This window comes from Rhizobium sp. ZX09, from assembly GCF_017357485.1.
Classification (GTDB): domain Bacteria; phylum Pseudomonadota; class Alphaproteobacteria; order Rhizobiales; family Rhizobiaceae; genus Agrobacterium; species Agrobacterium pusense.
Genome location: NZ_CP031364.1, coordinates 791,114 through 811,531, shown reverse-complemented (window position 1 = coordinate 811,531; position 20,418 = coordinate 791,114). Strand labels below are relative to the sequence as shown.

Sequence of the window (20,418 nt, the reverse complement as noted above, 5' to 3'; positions counted from 1 at the left end):
GACTTCAAACCACAGCCCATGGTCGCGATCGAGAACGTCACCATGGCATTCGGTGCGTTTGTTGCAGTCCAGGACGTTAACCTCAAGGTCGGCGATGGCGAGTTTCTTTCCATTGTCGGACCGACCGGGTGCGGAAAGTCGACCATCCTCAATGCCATTGCTGGCTTGCTGAAGCCCGCGCAGGGCACGGTTTCCATCGACGGTTCAGCGGTCCAGGGCGTGCAGAACAATATCGGATATCTGTTTCAGCAGGACGCCCTCCTTCCCTGGAAGACCGCATTTCAAAACGTCGAGCTTGGTCTGATGTTCCGGGGCGTTGCCGAGGACGAGCGGCGTGCCAAGGTCACGGCATGGCTTGAAAAAGTCGGCCTCAAGGGTTTTGGCGACCGTTTTCCGCATCAGCTTTCCGGCGGGCAGCGTAAACGCGTACAGATGGCGCAGGCGCTGATTACCGAGCCGAAGGTCATCCTGATGGACGAGCCCTTCTCGGCACTCGATATCCACACCCGCCATCTCATGCAGAACGAATTGCTGCGCCTGTGGCAGGAGGATCGCCGGGCGGTGGTCATGATTACCCATGATCTGGAGGAGGCTATTGCGCTCGGAGATCGGGTCGTCGTTCTGGCTGCGGGTCCGAAGAGCCGTGTCATCGAGAGCTTTCCCGTCGATCTCGAACGACCCCGCAACGTCGCTGAAATCAAACTCGATCCGAAATTCATGACGCTCTATCGCGATATCTGGGCGTCCCTGCGCGGCGAAGTGGAGAAAAGCTATGCAAGCCGTTAATGTTCGTATCATCCAGGTCGTTCTCCTGGTCGTGCTTCTTGGCGGATGGCAACTCGGTGTGTCCTCCGGCGCCATTGATCGCTTCTTCTTTCCCGCACCCTACGATATCGTCAGGCAGGTGATCGACTGGGTAGCGGATGCCGGCTTCTACAAGCATGTCGGCATTACCCTCAGCGAAACCGTGCTCGGTTATCTCATAGGCACCGGTCTCGGGGTGGGCGCTGGCGTCTGGCTGGGCCTCAGCCCCTTCGTCGCCCGCGTGCTTGATCCGTTCATCAAGGCGGTAAACGCCATTCCCCGCGTCGTCCTGGCTCCGATATTCGTTCTCTGGCTTGGCCTCGGTCTGTGGTCGAAAGTTGCCCTTGCGGTTACGCTCGTCTTTTTCGTCACCTTCTTCAACGCCATGCAGGGTGTGCGCGAAGTAAATCCGGTCGTGCTGTCAAATACCCGCATCCTCGGGGCGCGGCGCACGGATCTGCTGCGTCATGTCTATTTTCCCGCTGCGGCGAGCTGGATTTTGTCGTCGCTGCGCACCTCCGTCGGCTTTGCGGTGGTTGGCGCGATCATCGGAGAGTATCTTGGGGCTTCTGCAGGCCTCGGCTACCTCATTGCCCGGTCGGAAGGCAATTTCGATGCGGTCGGCGTTTTCGCAGGCATCATCATCCTTGCGGTCTTCGTCCTCATCATCGACCTCATTCTCGATGTCGCAGAGAAAAGGCTGATCACGTGGAGGCCCAACGCAGGCGAAGAGCGGCCTGCATAAGGCCGAGGTAGCTGAAATCCAGCGGGGTAGCCATTTGGCTGCCCCGTTTTTTTGAACCGTCCCGGCGACATGGGCCATGGCCTTTCCGACATTACACGGCAGAGCTTCGAGTTCTGGAGCTGGACGATCGGGGATCGTCAACCGAAGACGACCGGCGTCCCGCTTCGCTGCGGTTCACCGGTTTACAAGCCAGCGCCTGTCTCTTCATCGAAGAGATGCATATCGGACGGGTCAACGTCGAGGCCGATAACCTCGCCGGCCTTGACCGGGCTGCGGCCCTGTATCGCAATCACCAGTTCCGTGGATGTGCCGAGTGTCAGGAAAGTTGCCGAGCCCGTTGTCTCCACAGCGGAGACGGGCAGTTTCAACGCCGCTCCCGTTGCAGTAGCGGGGCTGATATGTTCGGGCCTGATGCCGACGATGAGATGTTTGCCCGGCTGCAGGGGGGCGGGGCTCCTGATCGACTGCAGGGGTTCACCGTCGCCGAACCGCAGCTGGAGCGATGCGCCATCCGGACTCACGGTCGCCGGGATGAAGTTCATGGCTGGGGAGCCGATAAAGCCTGCGACGAAGCGGTTGACGGGATGGTCATAGAGCTCCAGCGGTGTCCCCTGCTGCTCGATTACCCCGTCACGCATCACGACGACATGATCGGCCATGGTCATCGCCTCGATCTGGTCATGGGTGACATAGACCGAGGTGGCATGCAGGCGGTCGTGGAGGGCGCGGATTTCCTTGCGCATGTGAACCCGCAGGGCCGCATCGAGGTTGGAGAGCGGCTCATCGAAGAGGAAGGCCTGCGGATTACGGATGATCGCCCGGCTCATGGCGACACGCTGGCGCTGCCCGCCAGAGAGTTCTCGGGGATAACGCTTCATGAGCTTGGAAAGCCCCGTCGTGGCGGCAACCTCTTCCGCGGCCTTGCGGGCTTCCGCCTTGGCGACACCACGCATGCGCAGCGAATAGGTGAGGTTTTCCTCGACCGTCATATGCGGGTAGAGCGCATAGGACTGGAATACCATCGCCACATCGCGCTTGCGCGGCGGCACACCGTTCATCAGCGTGCCGGCAATGCGCATGTCACCGGCCGAGATGCTCTCCAGCCCGGCAAGCGAGCGCAGAAGCGTGGACTTGCCGCAGCCGGATGGTCCCACAAGGGCGACAAAGGTGCCCTTCTTGATGAAAAGGTTGATGTTCTTCAGGGCATGGAAAGCGCCGTAATATTTATTGACGCCTGATAGTTCGATCTGAAGGGTCATTTTAGCGCTCCTGATGTCAGGCCGGATACGATGCGGCGCTGCAAGAGAATGAAGAGGGCGAGAATGGGCGTCACATACATGGTCGCATAGGCCATGATGTTGTTCCATTCGCTGGTGTTGGGCCCCATGAAGGAATTGAGACCGACGCTGGCGGGCTGCAGTTCCGCCGCCTGGATCATCGATTTGGAGTAAACGAACTCACCGAAGGCCTGCATGAAGATGAGAATGGCGCTGACGAGGATGCCGTTTCTGGCAAGCGGCAGCACGATATTGAAAAACGCGCCGACCCTCGAATTACCGTCTACGAGCGCTGCCTCCTCCAGTTCCTGCGGCACGGCCATGAAGGTGGCGCGCACCAGCACAACGAAGAAGGGCATGCTTTTCGCCGCAATGGCGAGGATGACCGACAGGCGTGGATAATCCAGAAGCCCGAATTGCGAGAAACCGACGAAGATCGGCGTGATCATCAATGAAGCTGGAAGGACTTGCAGCATCAGGATGAGGAACAGGCCGATATCCACCCAGACATTGCGATAACGGGCCAGCACATAGGCGCAGCCGACGCCGAGGATGGTGATCAAAAACACCGCACTCGAAGCGATCAGCACCGAATTCCACAGGTAACGGCCCATGTTGCGGCTGTTCCAGACATAGGCATAGGTCTGCCATTGTGGTTCGCCAGGCCAGAAGGAGGGCGGGTTGGCGAACATCTCCGAGCCGCTTTTGAGCGAGGTCAGATACATCCAGTAGAGCGGGAAGAGGTAGATGATGGCAAGAATGATGGCGATTGCCAGCATCAGGCGGTTACGGTTGTTGATGCTCATCCGCGTACCTCATGCCGTGTGGAGCGCACATAAACGATGGAGGCCAGCATGACGAAAACGATCATGATTACTGAAATCGTCGCGCCCTTGCCGAAGTCATATTGCCGGAAGGACAGGTCCCAGGCCCAATATTGCGCCACGTTGGAACTGTTATTGGGTCCGCCATCGGTAATGGCGGCAAATAGATCGAATTGCTGCAAGGTGAAGATCAGCCCGAGCGAGATGATCGCGCCGATGGTGGAGCGCATCATGGGCAGCGTGATGGTGTAGAAGCGCTGCCAGGCGTTGGCGCCATCAAGCTCGGCGGCTTCGTAAAGATCGCCGGGAATGGAGGCGAGGCCGACGGAAAGGAGGATCATGTTGAAGGAGGTGCCGAGCCAGATATTGGCGATCACAACCGCCCAGAGCGAAAAATTCGCATCCGAACGCCAGAAAATATTGCCTGATATCAGTCCGCTTTCGCGCAGGAAGAAGTTCAGAACCCCGAAGTCGCCGGACAAAATCCAGTTCCAGATGGCACCGACAACGAGGCCGGGCATGACCCATGAAACGAGGAACAGGCCCCGCAGCCAGGTGGCGCCGGGGAAATTGACCCAGAAAAACAGAGCCAGTCCGAAGCCGATGACAAATTGCCCCGCTATGGAAGCGACGACAAAGGTTACCGTATTCATCAGGATGGGCCAGGTTTCCGGCTGCCGGAACAGATCGACATAGTTCTTGAAACCGACGAACGGGCGCACGAAGGTGCCCAGGCTGAACATGTCGACTTCCTGAAAGCTCATGACAATGTTGTAAAGCAGGGGTAACCCCGCCATCACGAAGAGGAAAGCCAAAGGAAAGGCGACAAGGGCGATATCGAAACCGCGACCATCGCTGATGCTGGAAAGCAGCTTTTTCATAAGAAATCCTCGCAAGCTCCGCTCGGGGCCGCCGCCGCTTATCACGGCAAGCGACCCCACCGGGAGGAACCCTGCGGATGGGGCCGGACATGCCGGCCGCCTCCCTGATCAACCATCGACGAGCTTGATTTTCTGTGCAGCCTGGTCGAGTGCGTCCTTCGGAGACATCTGTCCCGTCAGCGCGGCCTGAATGGCATCCTGAATGGCCTTCGAGATTTTCGGCCATTCGGGCGAGGGGCCACGCGGCTGTGCATATTTGAGCTGCTCGACGAAGGTCTTGAGCGCTTCATCCTTCAGCGCATTGCCGGTGGGCGGTACGGGAATGTCCGAGCGCGCCGGCAATTGGCCGAAATTCTTGAACATGTCCTTGTCCTGCGAGACAAAGAACTCGATCGCCTTGAAGGCCTCTTCAGGATGTTTGGTCTTTGAGAAGATCGCCCAGTTATAGTCCCCCATGGCCGATGAGCGCGGCGCATCGGGCGCCGGAACCGGCAGCAGCGTGACGCCCCAGTCGAACTTCGCGTCCTTCAGCATGCGGTCGATTTCCCATGGGCCCGAAATGACCATGGCGGCGTTGCCGGCGTTGAAGGTCGCGGTAGAATCCCACTGGCTGCGTGTCAGCGTATCGGGCGAAGCCAGTTTTTCGTCCAGCATCAGCTTCCACGTCTCGAGCGCTTTCACGGCTCCCTCGGTGTTTATGTTCTTGTAGGTGGCGCCAGCCATCTGCGCCCAGGGCAGGAACTGGAATGTGCCCTCCTCATTCGCCTTGGCGCTGAAGCTGATGCCATAGACGTTCTTGGAAGGGTTGGTCAGTTTGCGTGCCGCGTCAACCAGCTCATCCCAGGTTTGCGGCGGCTTTGCCACATCCAGCCCGGCGGCCTTGAACAGATCCTTGTTGTAATAAAGAGCGATCGTGTTGGTCGCCTTCGGGACGCCGAAATATTTTCCATCCCACATCACCGATTTCAGCGGGCCGGGGAAATAATTCTCCGTCTTGATGACATCGGACTTGGCTATCATGTCGGTCACATCGAGGAAGGCTCCGCGTGCGGCGAACATGGCGTGGTTGGGGTTGTCGATGGCGATGATGTCGGGCGCATTGCCGGTCGAATAGGCGCGCATGGATTCGCTCACCACGTCATCGAACTGCAGTTGCCGGTATTCGATCTTGATGCCGTTATTGAGCGCGTTGAACTCCTTGATGAGATTTGGAGCCGGCTGGATATCCCGGTCCAGCGACCACAAGGTCAAAGTCACGTCCTCTGCCTGTGCCGCAATCGCGCCGGCGGACACGCCCGCCAACAGAAACGCGCCGGCCATCATGCATTTTGCGATACCCATAATCTCCTCCTCTTGGTTATCGTCTCTGCAATCTCGGGAACCTTCTCCCAAAAGGTTTCCGTTATGTCGGATCGACGACGAAATCGCCGCCTCGGCATTTTTTCAGATAGTTCAGGCCATGCACTTGTCCGGTCATTTCCAGCGCATCGCGATAGACCGGGTCATGCCAGCCTTCGATATCGATCGAGCCTGACCAGCCGGCGAGGCGCAGTTCGGAAATAATATCGGTCCAGTTGCTGTCGCCGAAACCCGGCGTGCGCATGAAGACGAACTTCTCCTTGCCGAAAATGCCGTGCTCGCGGATGACGTCCCAGCGGATGGTCGCGTCCTTGCCATGCACGTGGAAAATCTTCTTCGCCCATTTGCGGATCTGCGGTAGCGGATCGATCAGATAAACCATCTGGTGGCAGGGTTCCCACTCGATGCCGATATTCTCGTCCGGCGTTTCGTTGAAGATCAGTTCCCAGGCATCGGGATTATGCGCAATGTTCCAGTCGCCCGTCTGCCAGTTGCCGTCCATGGCGCAGTTTTCAAAAGCGATCTTTATGCCCTTGTCGGCGGCACGTTTTGCAAGCTCGCTCCAGATTTGCCTGTATCGGGGAAGGCTCTCCGGCAGCGGCCTGCCGCGCAGCCGGCCGGTGAACCCCGCAACGCAGGTCGCGCCGAAATGGTGGGCGTTGTCGATGCAATCCTTCCAGCCCTGCAATGTCTGAAGGTCGATATCGGTTTCTTCCAGCGGATTGCCGAACATGCCGAGCGTACTGATGGTGATATCGCGGTCGCCAATTGCATCAAGGCAGCGCTTGCCGAGTTCGGCAAGGTCCTGACCGTTGGTCGTCTGCCAGAAGAAGGGCTCGAAGCTTTCAAAGCCGAGATCGGCGATCTGCCCGATACGTTCGGCCGCCTGACCCTTGGTGGCGCTGATCATGGTGCCGATGCGGATGGATGTTGCCGGATTGCTCACGTCTGTCGGTCCTTATGCTGCAATGGAAACGCGCTGGCCAAGACGCGCGCTTTCGATCGCGCCCATCACCATTGCGAGGCTGTTGATATTGTCGAAGGAGGCTGTTTCCGGCATCTCGCCGGTACGCATGGATTCGAGAAATGATAAAATGACGCTGGCATGGCCGCGCGTGTCCTTATCTGACACGACATCGGAAACGTTTACGGTCTTGAAGCCACGCAGAAGACCCTGTTCGTTGCCAGCCACCGAGGCGGAAAAACCGTCTTCGCCATCCCAGAGAATCATGCCTTTGGAGCCGATCAGCCGCCAGCGTGCTTCCCAACTTGTCCGCTCGCCTTCAGCGCACCACGAGCCGCGATAGGTGAAGACGACATCGTTGGAGAACTCGAAAATCGCGTTGGCGCTGGCCCCATGCGCATACCATGAGCCCGCCGGGTTCTTCTCCACACAGAAGACGGAGAGCGGCTTTTGATTGGCGACGAAACGGGCCGCGTCGAAGGTGTGAATTGCCATATCGAGAAGCAGGACGTTTTTCATCTCCTCGCGAAACCCCCCGAAATGCGGCCCCAGGAAGAAATCGCAATGGATGGCGGTCAGATCACCGATGGCGCCTTCCTCCAATGCGCGGCGTAGACGTCTGATGCCGGCCACGAACCGACGGTTTTGCACCACGGCGTGAATTTTGCCGGCTTTTTTCGCCAGTTCCACCAGCGTCGCGGCTTCCTCCATCGAGGCTGCAAGCGGCTTTTCGCTCAGCACATGGCATCCAGCTGCGAGACCGGCTTCGACTACGGCAAAACGCGCCTGTGGGATGACGATGTCAAAAAGAATGTCGGCTCTCGTTTCGGCGAGAACCGCGCGAAGATCGGTGCCGATGACCGCGCCGGTGAGGGCGAATTCCTCGGCAAGCGCGCGGGCCGTGCCCTCGTTCAGGTCCACCAGACCCGCGATCCTGATTTCGCCGGCGATTTCCGGCGAGGACTGGATGGCGCGCAGCCAGCCTTTGGCCATAGCTCCGCACCCGCATAAAACGGCATTAAAAGTCATCTCATCTCCCCGGACTCTTTCGCAAACTCCTCTTTGCGCAGAGCGTCGTAAACGTTTACGAGACTATGCCGATGATGTTAGATATGTCAAGACCATCAAGTGGCGCGCAGATTGCGGGCCGGGATTTGGAAGGGGAGCGCATGAAAGGAATTCGCCAGCTTGCCGATTACCTCGAGATATCGATCGGCACTGTTTCCCGTGCGCTGAACGGCAAGCCCGACGTGAACGAAGAGACACGGCGCCGCGTTCTCGAGGCTGCGGAAAAACTGGGTTACGTCGCCAACCAGTCAGGCCGCAGCCTGCGGCAGGGAACGACCAATGTCATTGGTCTGATGACGGGCAGTGACGCGCAGACGGTGGAGAACGCCGACAACTTCTTTCTCGGCTTGACGGATGGCCTGCAAAGCGTGTTTTCCGGTCACAACCTCGATCTCATCGTTCTGCCTTGCCCGGGAGAAGAGGACCCCGACGAATATCTCAAGCGTATGGTGGCGCGCCGCATGGTCGATGCGATGATCATTTCCGCCACCCGGCGAATCGACAGGCGTGTCGATTTTCTCAAGCAGAATCGGCTTCCTTTCGTAGCGCTCGGGCGGACCGCCTCCAGCACGGATCATGCCTGGGTGGATCTCGATTTCGAGGGCGTCGCGAAAAGCGCGATCGATCGCCTCGTGGCCTCCGGGCATCGTTCGATCGCGGTAGCCGCGCCCGACAGCGATATCAATCTCGGGCATGTGTTCCTTGATGGGTACAGGCGTGCGCTGGACGATAATGGCATCGCTTATGATTCCTCTTTGGTCATCCGGGCGAAATCGAGCGAGCAGGGCGGTTATCACGCCGCCAGCGAATGGCTGCAGATGCGGCCTCGGCCGACGGCGATTGTGCTGATCTATGAGTTGATGGCCGTCGGTCTTTATCGTCGTCTTGCGGAAGCGGGGCTCGAACCGGGGCGGGATCTCGCCGTCATCGGATTCCGTGACGGTCCGCGCGGACAGTTTCTCGAACCGCGCCTGACAAGCTTCCGCATGTCGCTGCATGATCTCGGCGTTACGGTGGCGCAGACTCTTTTGTCGACAATGCCGGCCTATGCGCCATTTTATCCCGCCCAGGCCCCCCATTGCATATGGCCGATGGTGCTCGTGGCGGGGGAGAGCGATCCAGGTCCGGTATCGTAGGTCAGCCAGGTGGGGCTCCATCCAGCCCGCGGCGGGCAGGATGTTTTGGCTGCTCAGGGGAGCAGGCCGTTCATGAGCACGTCGAGGTGAACCTTGATGACGGCCTCCTTGTCCAGGCTGCGCCGGTCGTCGAAAATCAGCCTGAAAACCAATGTTCCGACCATTGGTGACATGACGACATGCGCAAGTTCGGGCGCGTTGGCCCTGAATCTCTTTTTCGCGACACCTTTGTCCAGGATAGCATTGATGCGGGCGAGCACCGGCGCCATCAGAATATCATGGTGGTGGTCTATCAGATCCGGAAACTTGGCTCCCTCTGCCACGACGAAACGAAAGAGTTCCCGCATACGCCGGTCATCCACCAGCGTTTCGAACAGGAATTCGAGAAGCAGGCGAAGCTCCTCGACGGGATCGTCGGAGGTGCGTTCGTAGGCTTCGAATGCCTCTTGGAACGGTCTGCCGACGTGCTCGATCATCGCGGCAAAAAGGGCTTCCTTGGTTTCGAAATAGGCATAGACCGTGCCTTTCGTCACTCCCACCCGGTCGGCAATGTCTTCGACCCGCGTTGCCGTAAATCCCCTTTTGGTGAATTCCTCAAATGCGGCGTCGAGAATTTGCAGCGGACGTTGTATCTTCTGTTCTGCACGTGAGAGTTTCGTTTTCGCCATTACCCCGGATCCTTACATATTGTCGGCGCGTGCCCTTCTACCCGTCGTGATCGGCGGAAGTAACAGGTGGTCTGCCTATCGCACCAGTGCAAAAACCGGAACCGATTTCCGCAGGTGGTTTGATGCTCGGTATGTCAACATATGCCTTTGCTTGCCAGCGAATGCGTCGGGCAGTCTGCAATGATCCTTCTCTAGGGCAGCGATACCCCGAAAAGCTCCCAGAGCGACGGCATAAGAATTTCATTGACTATACAGTCAGTCAAATATTATGGAAGAGGGCGGAGATCAAGAGGTCAGCATGAGAACCATTCTTATCGCATGGGCGGTGGGCGGCGTTTTTGCCCTGTCATCCTGCAGCAATGAAGAGCCGCCGGCCGAAAAGCCGCTGCGAACTGTCGATGTGGTGAAGGCTGAGAAGCAGCCGATCGACCGTGGCAGCATCATCACCGGCGAAGTGAGGGCGAGGGTTCAGACGGACCTGTCGTTTCGCGTCAGCGGCAAGATCACCGAAAGGTTGGTGGATGTGGGCGCGCGGGTGACGACAGGGCAACTGCTTGCCCGCATCGATCCGGAGGAGCAGAAGGCCGACATCGATGTTGCCCTTGCCAATCTGCAATCGGCAGAAGCACAACAGACGCAGGCACAATTGGCATTCGATCGCCAGCAAAGTCTTTTCCGGACGCAGGTCACCTCGCGCTCGGCCGTCGACAAGGCCCAGGAGACGCTGCTTACCACGCAGGGCGCGGTCAGATCGGCCCAGGCGCAGCTCGATACGGCGCGCGACGCGCTGTCGTATACGGAACTCAGGGCCGATGCGGATGGCGTGATCACGGCGCGAAATGTCGAAGTAGGCCAGGTGGCGCAGGCTGCCCAGCTCGTGTTCACGCTGGCGCATGACGGGCCGCGCGACGCCGTGTTTGATGTCTACGAATCTCTCTTCCTGGAGCGCGACATCGACAATCTCGTCAATGTCAGCCTCCTTTCGGATCCCGCCCGCGCCGTGGCGGCCCCCGTGCGGGAAATCTCTCCGACGATCGATCCGGACAATGGTACGATAAGGGTGAAGGTCGGTCTTAACGGCGATCTGACCATGCCGCTTGGTGCGCCGGTATCCGGCCATTTCCGCTTCAGGCAGGTGGATGCCATCGAGCTTCCATGGTCGGCAATGACGTCGCAAAAAGGCCGACCCGCCGTCTGGGTGGTGGATCCGCAATCCTCCGAAGTCTCCATGCGGCCGATCGAGGTTGCGGATTATGAGACCAGTCAATTCGTCGTCTCGGCGGGGCTGAACCCCGGCGATCTCGTGGTCACGGGCGGGACCAAATTCCTCCGGACCGGTGAAAAGGTCGCCTATGAAAAGGGGCAGGCACAATAATGTTCAGGATAAACAGAAGCTTGTTTTTGCTGCTGCCCGCGATGGCGCTCTCGTCCTGTCAGGAAAAGCAGGAGGCCGCCGCCGAGGCGCCGCGACCGGTGCTCTCGGTGGTGGTCGAGGAAAAGTCGGCGGATGCGCTGCAGCTCACCGGAACGGTGGAATCACGCATTCAGACGGATCTCGGTTTTCGCGTCCTCGGGCGGATCATAGCGCGGAACGTCGATGTCGCCGATCTTGTCAAGAAGGGGGATGTGGTGGCCTCGATCGATCCGCTCGCGCTTGAACTGTCGGTGAAGAGCGCGCAGTCGGATCTTTCCAATGCCGAAGCGCAGCTCGCCAATGCCGTGACCACCGAACAGCGCCAGCGTGTGCTGGCGGAGGCGCGCAGCGGCACCGAGGCGGCGCTGGAGGAAGCCCAACAGGCAACGCGCACCGCCAACGCCTCCGTCGCCAAGGCCCGTGCAAACCTGGACAAGGCGGAAGAACAGCTGGGTTACGCGCAGCTCCGTGCGGAATTCGACGGTGTTGTCACGGCCACGTCGGGTGAAATCGGCCAGGTTGTTTCCGCCGGCCAGACGGTCGTCACCATCGCCCGCCCGGAAGTGCGCGATGTAGTGGTGGATGTTCCGCAATTTGCGGCGCAGCGTCTGGATATCGGCTCGACCTTCGAGATCGCCCTGCAGCTCGATCCAAAAATCCGAACCACCGGCGTGGTGCGGGAAATCGCCCCGGCAGCCGAAACGGCAACGCGCACACGGCGGACAAAGATCAGTCTGCAGGATGCGCCGGCGGCATTCCGCCTCGGTTCCGTCGTCACGGCTTCCGTGCTTGCTGCTTCCGAACCGCGGATCATGCTGCCGGCATCGGCCCTGCTGAAAACGGAGGGCGGCTGGTCCGTCTGGATCGTTAATGCCGACACAGCTACCGTCACCGCGCGCCCGGTCACGATAGAGGGTGAACCTGCCGAAGGCGGCAGTGTGCGCATCACCGGCGGCGTCAAACCCGGCGAGCGCGTTGCCAGCGCCGGCGTTCACAAGCTTAAGGATGGACAGGCCATCAGGATCGATCAGGAGGTCCGTCAGTGAAGAAATTCAATCTTTCAGACTGGGCGCTCGAACACCGTTCGCTTGTCTGGTATTTCATGCTGGTTTTCGTTCTCGCCGGCGTTTTTTCCTACCTCAACCTCGGTCGCGAGGAAGACCCGAACTTCACCATCAAGACCATGGTCATCAGTGCCCAGTGGCCCGGCGCCTCGGCGGAGGAAGTGGCGCGGCAGGTGACCGACAGGATCGAGAAGAAGCTCGAAGAACTCGATAATCTCGATCATCTGCGCAGCCAGACGGTGGCGGGCCGCACGACGATCTTTGTGGAGCTGGTGCCGGAAACCAAGGCGGGCAATGTCGAGCCGACCTGGGTGCGGGTGCGCAACATGATCGGCGACATCAAGGGCGAATTTCCATCCGGCGTGGTCGGCCCCTTCTTCAATGACCGTTTCGGCGACGTTTATGGCAATATCTACGCCTTCACCAGCGACGGTCTCAGCCAGCGGCAATTGCGTGACCTGGTGGAAGATGCCCGCGCCAAGGTCTTGACCGTCGACAATATCGGCAAGGTCGATGTCATCGGCGCACAGGACGAGACGATCTATCTGGAATTTTCCACCCGACAGATCGCCGCGCTCGGCATTGATCAGCAGTCCATCATCAAGACGTTGCAATCGCAGAATGCCGTCACCCAGTCCGGCTTCGTCAATGCAGGACCTGAGCGCGTGGCGCTGCGCGTCAGCGGCCAGTTCACCTCTGAAGACAGTCTGCGGGCGATCAACCTGCGCGTCAACAACCGCTTTTTCCCGTTGACGGAGGTAGCGACGATCCGGCGCGGTTATGTCGATCCGCCGTCCTCGCTGTTCCGTTTCAACGGCCAGCCGGCCATCGGCCTTGCAATCGGCATGAAAACCGGCGCGAACCTGCTGCATTTCGGCGAGGCGCTGGATGCGCAGATGAAACGCGTGGTGGCGGATCTGCCAGTTGGCGTCGATGTGCACCGGGTGTCCGATCAGCCTGCCGTCGTCGATGAGGCCGTCTCGGGCTTCACCTCGGCGCTGTTCGAAGCCATCGCCATCGTCCTAGTCATCAGCTTCATCAGCCTTGGCCTCAGGGCCGGCATGGTGGTGGCGGTTTCCATTCCGCTCGTGCTGGCGATAACCTTCGTCTACATGGAATATACAGGCATTTCGCTGCAACGCATTTCGCTCGGTGCTCTCATCATCGCGCTCGGGCTTCTCGTGGATGATGCGATGATCGCCGTCGAAATGATGGTCGCGCGGCTTGAGGTTGGAGACGATCTCAGAAAAGCGGCGACCTATGTCTACACCTCCACCGCCTTCCCGATGCTGACCGGTACGCTGGTCACCGTTGCCGGCTTTATTCCTGTCGGCCTCAACAACAGCGCAGCGGGTGAGTTTACGTTCACACTCTTCGTGGTGATTGCGGTTTCGCTGATCGTGTCATGGATCGTCGCGGTTTTGTTCACGCCCCTGCTCGGCGTGACGATTCTGCCGAAGACAATGAAATCTCACCACGAGAAGAAGGGCCGGTTCGCCTCGGCCTTTTCCTGGCTTCTCGGCCGGGCGCTGCGCTGGCGCTGGGTGACGATCATCCTCACCATAACCCTGTTCGGCCTGTCCGTGGGTGGCATGAGCCTCGTGCAGCAGCAGTTCTTCCCGTCCTCGGACCGTGTGGAGCTCATCGTTGACTGGAGCCTGCCGCAGAACAGCTCGATTGCCGAAACCAACCGGCAGATGGCGCAGTTCGAGCAGGAAATGCTCGCCAAGAATCCGGATATCGACCACTGGACGACCTATGTCGGTGAAGGCGCGCCGCGCTTCATCCTCTCTTTCGACGTGCAGACTCCTGATGTCACCTTCGGCCAGACCGTCATCGTCACCAAAGGGCTGGACGTGCGGGACAAGGTGCGCGCCGAATTGCAGGAATATCTGGACCGGACATTCGTCGGCACTGACGCCTTCGTGAAACTGCTCGATATCGGCCCGCCGGTCGGTAAGCCGGTGCAATATCGCCTCAGCGGCCCGGATATCCAGAAGGTCCGTGAGCTCGGGCAGCAATTGTCGGGCATTGTCGGCGAACACCAGCTGTTGTCCAACATGGTCATGGACTGGAACGAACCGACACGTGTGGTGAAGGTGGATGTGCTGCAGGACAAGGCCCGCCAGCTCGGCGTCTCCTCGGAAGATATCGCCAACGCCATGAACAGCATTGTCGAGGGATCTACGGTCACCCAGGTCAGGGACGACATCTACCTCGTGAATGTGGTGGCGCGGGCGCAGTTGTCGGAGCGCGGGTCCATCGAAACCTTGCAGAATCTGCAATTGCCGGCGACCAACGGCAAGGCCGTGCCGCTTTCGGCCATTGCCAATTTCCGCTACGAGCTGGAGCAACCGACCATCTGGCGTCGTGACCGGATACCGACGGTCACCGTCAAGGCTGCCATCATCGGCGCGACGCAGCCCGCAACGATCGTGACGCAGCTGAAGCCGAAAGTAGAGGCTTTCGAGAAAACGCTTCCTGTGGGTTACAAGGTGGAGACGGGCGGTTCGGTGGAATCCAGCGCGGATTCGCAAGCGCCGATCGTCGCCGTGGTGCCGCTGATGTTGTTTGCAATGGCGACGATCCTGATGGTTCAGCTGCAAAGCTTCAGCCGGTTGTTCCTGGTCTTCGCCGTGGCGCCCACGGCCCTGATTGGCGTGGTGGTGGCACTGCTATTCTCCAATGCGCCAATGGGCTTCGTTGCCATTCTCGGCGTGCTGGCGCTGATCGGCATCCTCATCCGCAACTCGGTCATCCTCGTCGTGCAGATCGAGCATCTGCGAAGCGAAGGTGTCTCGGCCTGGCGTGCCGTCATTGAGGCGACCGAACACCGCATGCGGCCGATCATGCTGACGGCGGCGGCGGCAACGCTTGCCCTCATCCCCATATCCCGGGAAATCTTCTGGGGGCCGATGGCCTATGCGATGATGGGCGGCATTGTGGTCGGCACGGCGCTTACCCTGCTTTTTCTGCCGGCGCTCTACGTTGCCTGGTTTCGTATTCCGCGCGAGGATGAGAAGCCGGGGGGCGCAGAAATCGAGGCGTGATATCGGATGCCGGGCGAGGTGGTGGCTGCACTGCCTCCTCGCTCCAATAAAAATATCCACCGTCGTTGTTCCCGCGTGCAGGATGATGTTAGGAAGGTCGGCTTAGCCGCGAGAGCGGCAGCCGTCCTTTTGTATTTGGGCGGTTGCGTCGATATCGCGGACATATTGAGAGTGCGGAGGATTTAAAAATGGGCGGTTTGTCGGATTGGCTCGCGGATGGACAGCCGATCAATCGCAAGAATGCCGCGGAAGCGGTGTTCGATGATATCCGCTCCGCCATCACGACAGGCCAGCTTGCGGTTGGTACCCGGCTCCCCTCGGAAGCACATCTCGCAACGCGTTACGGCGTCAGCCGGCCGATTATTCGCGAGGCCCTGCGGTCTCTCCAGACGCTCGGCCTGACGCAGACGCGCACAGGCAGCGGCACGTATGTGATGACCCCGACGCCGCCATCGGAACTGAATTACGGTGCCTATTCCGCACGCGACCTAATCGAGGCCCGCCCCTTCATCGAAGTGCCGGCTGCAGGGTGGGCCGCCTTGCGTCGCACGGACGCCCAACTGCAGGTTTTGCTCGATCTCTGTAATCGCATGGAAACCGAGGAAAGGCCGCATCCCTGGGTATTGCTGGACGGCCAGTTTCATTGCGCCATCGCGGAGGCCTCCGCCAACCGCCTCTTTGCCAAGGTGGTGGCGGACGCCCGCGAGGCCGTCGCCCAGCAATCAGAGATGGTGAACCTTATGGCCGGTCGCCGCGTCGCTTCCAATTTCGAGCATCGCCGGATCGTCGAGGCGATCCGGCGCGGTTCAGCGCCTGAGGCGCGTGAGGCGATGGAGCTTCACCTCGGGCAGGTGAAGCAGGTAGTGACGACGATCATTGGCGAAGATCGGCTTCGCCAGCCGTGACCGCTGGCAGATTGGCAAGGTGCCGTGGACTAAGCGCTTGCTGCAGTTCGGCCTCTGTCATGTAACCACGTTCAAGAACCACCTGCGGCACGGTACGCCCGCTGGCAAGCGCTTCCTTGGCGACTTCCGTCGCCGCATAATAACCGATCAGCGGGTTAAGCGCCGTGGCGAGACCGATCGATTCTTCCACACGCTGCGCCATGATGGCCGGATTGGCGACGATGCCGTCCACGCATCGCTCTGCCAGTGTGCGGCAGGCGGCGCTTAGCTGGCTGATGCTCTGGGAGAGCGCACGCACGATGATCGGCTCGAAGGCGTTCAACTGCAGCTGCCCGGCTTCGGCGGCCATGGTGATGGTGATGTCGTTGCCGATCACCGCATAGGCCACCTGGTTGACCACTTCGGGAATGACCGGATTGATCTTGCCCGGCATGATGCTTGAGCCCGCCTGAACGGAGGGAAGGGTGATTTCGCCAATCCCGGCGCGCGGGCCTGACGACAGCAGGCGAAGGTCGTTGCAAGTCTTCGACAGCTTTACGGCGACGCGTTTCAGCACGCCGGAGAGGTGCACGAAGGCGCCGGGGTCCTGTGTGGCTTCGATAAGGTCCGCGGCCGTCACCAGCGGCCGGCCGGTCAGTTCCGCCAGATGTCGGCAGGCAAGCTCGGCATAACCGCGCGGTGCGTTGAGCCCGGTGCCGATGGCGGTGGCGCCCAGATTGATCTCATGCAGCAGAGCGGCGGATTCGATCAGGCGCGCCTGGTCTTCGCCCAGCATCACCACGAACGTGCGGAACTCCTGGCCGAGCGTCATCGGTACCGCATCCTGCAATTGCGTGCGCCCGATCTTGATGAAGCCGGCAAATTCCTGCGACTTGCGGTCGAAGGCGTCCTTCAGAACGCCCATCGAGGCTGCCAGGTCGTCAATAGCCTCGATCAGGCCCACATTCACCGCAGTCGGATAAGCATCGTTGGTCGACTGGCTGAGATTGACGTGATCGTTCGGGTGCAGCCGGGCATAATCGCCCTTTTCGTGCCCAAGCAGTTCCAGCGCGCGGTTGGCGATGACCTCATTGGCGTTCATGTTGGTGGATGTGCCGGCTCCGCCCTGGATTTCATCCACAACGAATTGCTCATGAAGAGCGCCGGCGCGGATTTCGCGGCAGGCTTCCGCAATCGCCTCCATCCGATCCCTGTCGAGCAGGCCAAGTTCGTGATTTGCACGTGCGGCCGCCTCTTTCACATAGGCCAAACCCCTTAACAGGTAAGGGTTATGGCCAATGGTCACCCCGGTGATCTTGAAGTTTTCCACCGCGCGCGCGGTGTGCACGCCCCAATAAACATTCGTCGGAATTTCCTTCGACCCGAGCAAATCATGCTCACTGCGCGTCACGCTCACTTCTTCCTCCACTGGCTTCAAGCGTTGCAAAATCTGTAAAGCTGTCTTACAGATTAATGACCATATGCCTGCGGGGGAGGAAGGTCAATATTGGCGAACAGCTCTTGACGAATGCCATTGTCTGGACTTATGACGGCAAAAATCTGTCATGCAGCTTTACAGAATGAGCGCATTCGCTGGCCATATTTCCAGCCTTGGGGACGACGCCAGTTCCACTTTGATTTCCGGCTAATTGCCGACTACAAGCGTTTTATCGGGAGGATAAATCCATGCATTCTGGAAAAACGGCACCCGCCGAACGTGAGGTCTTCGCCGAAGAGGATCTCGGTTACCATAAAGCCCTGAAGCCGCGCCAGATTCAGATGATTGCCATCGGCGGCGCCATCGGCACGGGTCTCTTTCTGGGTGCCGGCGGGCGTCTCGCACAGGCCGGTCCGGCTCTGGTTTTCGTTTATGCACTCTGCGGCTTCTTCGCGTTTCTCGTGCTGCGTGCGCTCGGCGAGTTGATCATGCATCGCCCCAGTTCCGGTTCCTTCGTGTCCTATGCCCGTGAGTTCTACGGTGAGAAGATGGCCTTTGCGGCCGGCTGGATGTATTGGCTCAACTGGGCCATGACCTCGGTGGCCGATGTCACCGCCGTTGCGCTTTATATGAATTTCTTCAAGCAATACGTACCGTGGCTTGCGGGCATCGATCAGTGGGTATTCGCGATGACGGCGCTGGTGGTCGTGCTGGCGATGAACATGCTGTCGGTGAAGGTGTTCGGCGAACTGGAGTTCTGGTTCAGCCTGATCAAGGTGCTGGCGCTCGCGATCTTCCTCGTCGTCGGCGTTTATTTCGTCATTTTCGGTACGCCCATCGAAGGCCACGTTACCGGCTTCAGCCTCATTACTGACAATGGCGGCTTCTTCCCGAATGGCATTCTTCCAGCCTTCGTCATCATCCAGGGCGTGGTATTCGCCTATGCCTCGATCGAGTTGATCGGTACGGCGGCAGGCGAAACCGAGGACCCGCGCAAAGTCATGCCGCGCGCCATCCGCGCCGTCGTCCTGCGTCTCGTCGTGTTTTACGTCGGCTCGGTGCTGTTGTTCACGCTGCTCCTGCCCTACACGGCCTACAAGGCCGGCGAGAGCCCTTTCGTTACCTTCTTCGGCTCGATCGGCGTGCAGGGTGCCGATGTCATTATGAACCTTGTTGTTCTGACCGCCGTCCTGTCCTCGCTCAATGCCGGGCTCTATTCCACCGGCCGCATCCTTCACTCCATGGCTGTCTCCGGCTCGGCCCCGGCAGCGCTGGCGAAGATGAACAAGAATGGCGTGCCTTATGGTGGCATCGCGGTCACTGCCGTCGTTACCGTGTTCGGCGTCGCACTCAACGCCGTTGTCCCCGCCGCCGCGTTCGAAATCGCGCTCAACCTGTCAGCGCTTGGCATCATCTGCGCCTGGGCCGTCATCGTGCTCTGCCAGCTCAAACTCTGGCAGCTTTCGCAGCGCGGTGAACTGGTGCGTCCGGATTTCCGCATGTTCGGCGCGCCCTATACCGGCATCCTCACGCTCGTTTTTCTGTTCGGCGTGCTGGTGCTGATGGCCTTCGACTATCCCGTCGGCTCCTGGACCATCGCTTCGCTGCTGATTATCATCCCGGCGCTCGTCATCGGCTGGTATCTGCTGCGTGACCGCATCTATCGCCTCGCGGCTGAACGCGCGGGAGCATCGCATTGAGCGGGCAGGGCGCGATACCTCTGGTGGCGGTCATCGCCACCGGCGGCACCATCGCCAGTCGGCGCGGTGCCGATGGTGCCAGCACGCCCAGCCTTTCCGGTGAAGATCTGCTTGCGCTGGTACCGGAAATCGGCGCCCGGCTGAAGCCGGTGGACCTCATGGCGAAAGATTCGTCCAGCCTGACGCTTGCCGACATGCAGACCATCAGCGATGCCGTTCATATCGAACTCGACGATCCCGAAGTGGCGGGTATCGTGGTTCTGCACGGAACCGATGCAATGGAGGAATCCTCGCTACTCGTGCATTTGCAGCACGCCATCACGAAGCCGGTGGTCTTCACCGGCGCACAGTTTACGGCAGACCATAAGGACGCAGACGGACCGGCAAATCTGGCTCGGGCCATAGAAACAGCGCTCGATCAGGCGAATGCTGCTAAGGGTGTGCTTCTCTCCTTCGGCGGTCGCTGTCTCTCGGCCTGGGGGCTCTACAAGCTGAGCGCGGACGAGGCAGACGCATTCCGCTCGACCCGGCCACTGGCTGCCGCCCGAACACTGTTGCTTTCCGCCCCGGTGGCCGATCAGCGCGTCGATATCGTTGCCATTCATCCTGGCTGTGATGCCACCCATATCGATGCAAGCCTTCAGGCGGGCGCGAAAGGCATCGTTCTTGCCGGACTTGGTTCCGGGAATGCCAATCCGCGTATCGCCGAAGCCGTGAAGCGCTGCGCCGAACGCGGCGTTCCGGTCGTCGTCTCCAGCCGCGTGCCGGAAGGGCGGCTCGTGGCGAGTTACGGCGGCGGCGGCGGTGGACATGATCTCGTCGCAGCGGGCGCCGTGCATTCAGCCACACTTCGTCCGGGCCAGGCGCGCATTTTGCTGGCCGCGCTGCTGGCGGACAAAGTTCCAGCGGAAACCATCGTTTCCGCTTTCGGTGACAACAGCTGACTTGATTGGCGGCAGCGATGTCCGGTCAGCGGGCATCGAAATTCCTATAGGATTCCTATTTTATTGCCCCTGTGGCCGTCTCGAACCTTTATGCGGTTCGGGTGCATTCTTCTGTGCGGGAAGGGATGGTGTTTCTTCCCAGCCAGAAAGAATGAAAAGCGACGTCCCACATGACGGCGCTTTTCTTCCTGTCCGGCT

The 20,418-nt window shown here is 59.8% G+C and carries 17 protein-coding genes; 9 read left to right on the top strand and 8 right to left on the bottom strand.

Annotated features, from left to right (window positions below):
* Positions 1-18: 18 nt before the first annotated feature.
* Both BTN45_RS18430 and BTN45_RS18425 read left to right on the top strand, forming a co-directional pair.
* Positions 19-786 (top strand): ABC transporter ATP-binding protein, encoded by a 768-nt coding sequence (locus BTN45_RS18430; protein ID WP_060942253.1) that lies wholly within the window; start codon positions 19-21, stop codon positions 784-786.
* The gene (locus BTN45_RS18425; protein WP_004445883.1) at positions 773-1,549 is read left to right on the top strand and encodes an ABC transporter permease; all 777 of its coding nucleotides are present in this window, start codon (positions 773-775) and stop codon (positions 1,547-1,549) included. Before BTN45_RS18430 ends, BTN45_RS18425 begins: the two co-directional genes overlap by 14 nt.
* Positions 1,550-1,731: 182 nt before the next feature.
* On the opposite strand, the gene BTN45_RS18420 is transcribed toward BTN45_RS18425, so the two are convergent.
* From BTN45_RS18420 to BTN45_RS18395, 6 genes are all read right to left on the bottom strand, one after another.
* On the bottom strand, positions 1,732-2,808 hold the full coding sequence (locus BTN45_RS18420) for an ABC transporter ATP-binding protein (protein ID WP_207590442.1): 1,077 nt from the start codon (positions 2,806-2,808) through the stop codon (positions 1,732-1,734).
* Positions 2,805-3,632, bottom strand: a complete 828-nt coding sequence (locus BTN45_RS18415; RefSeq protein ID WP_004445880.1) for a carbohydrate ABC transporter permease — start codon at positions 3,630-3,632, stop codon at positions 2,805-2,807. The genes BTN45_RS18420 and BTN45_RS18415 overlap by 4 nt, the downstream gene beginning before the upstream one ends.
* Positions 3,629-4,531 (bottom strand): sugar ABC transporter permease, encoded by a 903-nt coding sequence (locus BTN45_RS18410; RefSeq protein ID WP_006697215.1) that lies wholly within the window; start codon positions 4,529-4,531, stop codon positions 3,629-3,631. Before BTN45_RS18410 ends, BTN45_RS18415 begins: the two co-directional genes overlap by 4 nt.
* Before the next feature lie 108 nt (positions 4,532-4,639).
* Positions 4,640-5,872 carry a sugar ABC transporter substrate-binding protein gene (locus tag BTN45_RS18405; protein WP_113381468.1) on the bottom strand — a complete coding sequence of 411 codons (1,233 nt, stop codon included), beginning with the start codon at positions 5,870-5,872 and terminating at the stop codon, positions 4,640-4,642.
* Positions 5,873-5,933: 61 nt separating this feature from the next.
* Positions 5,934-6,836 carry a sugar phosphate isomerase/epimerase gene (locus tag BTN45_RS18400; RefSeq protein ID WP_137069565.1) on the bottom strand — a complete coding sequence of 301 codons (903 nt, stop codon included), beginning with the start codon at positions 6,834-6,836 and terminating at the stop codon, positions 5,934-5,936.
* 12 nt (positions 6,837-6,848) lie between these two features.
* Positions 6,849-7,883 (bottom strand): Gfo/Idh/MocA family oxidoreductase, encoded by a 1,035-nt coding sequence (locus BTN45_RS18395; RefSeq protein ID WP_207590440.1) that lies wholly within the window; start codon positions 7,881-7,883, stop codon positions 6,849-6,851.
* Positions 7,884-8,023: 140 nt separating this feature from the next.
* Here BTN45_RS18395 and BTN45_RS18390 point away from each other — a divergent pair, with 140 nt between their 5' ends.
* On the top strand, positions 8,024-9,058 hold the full coding sequence (locus tag BTN45_RS18390; RefSeq protein WP_035208607.1) for a LacI family DNA-binding transcriptional regulator: 1,035 nt from the start codon (positions 8,024-8,026) through the stop codon (positions 9,056-9,058).
* 53 nt (positions 9,059-9,111) lie between these two features.
* On the opposite strand, the gene BTN45_RS18385 is transcribed toward BTN45_RS18390, so the two are convergent.
* Positions 9,112-9,726, bottom strand: a complete 615-nt coding sequence (locus tag BTN45_RS18385) for a TetR/AcrR family transcriptional regulator (RefSeq protein WP_207590438.1) — start codon at positions 9,724-9,726, stop codon at positions 9,112-9,114.
* 298 nt (positions 9,727-10,024) lie between these two features.
* On the opposite strand from BTN45_RS18385, the gene BTN45_RS18380 reads away from it, so the two are divergent.
* The 4 genes from BTN45_RS18380 to BTN45_RS18365 all read left to right on the top strand — a co-directional run bounded on the left by BTN45_RS18380 (position 10,025) and on the right by BTN45_RS18365 (position 16,159).
* Complete coding sequence (locus BTN45_RS18380; RefSeq protein ID WP_006697210.1) at positions 10,025-11,101, top strand: efflux RND transporter periplasmic adaptor subunit; 1,077 nt, start codon at positions 10,025-10,027, stop codon at positions 11,099-11,101.
* Positions 11,101-12,186 (top strand): efflux RND transporter periplasmic adaptor subunit, encoded by a 1,086-nt coding sequence (locus tag BTN45_RS18375; RefSeq protein ID WP_207590437.1) that lies wholly within the window; start codon positions 11,101-11,103, stop codon positions 12,184-12,186. The genes BTN45_RS18380 and BTN45_RS18375 overlap by 1 nt, the downstream gene beginning before the upstream one ends.
* A complete protein-coding gene (locus tag BTN45_RS18370) occupies positions 12,183-15,254 on the top strand; it encodes an efflux RND transporter permease subunit (protein WP_207590436.1) in 3,072 nt (1,023 codons plus the stop codon). The genes BTN45_RS18375 and BTN45_RS18370 overlap by 4 nt, the downstream gene beginning before the upstream one ends.
* A 188-nt stretch (positions 15,255-15,442) precedes the next feature.
* Entirely contained in the window at positions 15,443-16,159 is a 717-nt protein-coding gene (locus BTN45_RS18365; protein WP_022563084.1) for a FadR/GntR family transcriptional regulator, read from the top strand.
* Here the strand turns inward: BTN45_RS18365 and BTN45_RS18360 are convergent.
* A complete protein-coding gene (locus tag BTN45_RS18360) occupies positions 16,128-17,555 on the bottom strand; it encodes an aspartate ammonia-lyase (protein WP_246751706.1) in 1,428 nt (475 codons plus the stop codon). The two genes, BTN45_RS18365 and BTN45_RS18360, sit on opposite strands and share 32 nt — an antisense overlap.
* A gap of 269 nt (positions 17,556-17,824) precedes the next feature.
* On the opposite strand from BTN45_RS18360, the gene BTN45_RS18355 reads away from it, so the two are divergent.
* Positions 17,825-19,276: an amino acid permease gene (locus BTN45_RS18355; protein ID WP_004445858.1), complete on the top strand. Its 1,452-nt coding sequence runs from the start codon at positions 17,825-17,827 to the stop codon at positions 19,274-19,276.
* Positions 19,273-20,220 carry an asparaginase gene (locus tag BTN45_RS18350; protein ID WP_207590435.1) on the top strand — a complete coding sequence of 316 codons (948 nt, stop codon included), beginning with the start codon at positions 19,273-19,275 and terminating at the stop codon, positions 20,218-20,220. Before BTN45_RS18355 ends, BTN45_RS18350 begins: the two co-directional genes overlap by 4 nt.
* The last annotated feature ends 198 nt before the right edge of the window (positions 20,221-20,418 follow it).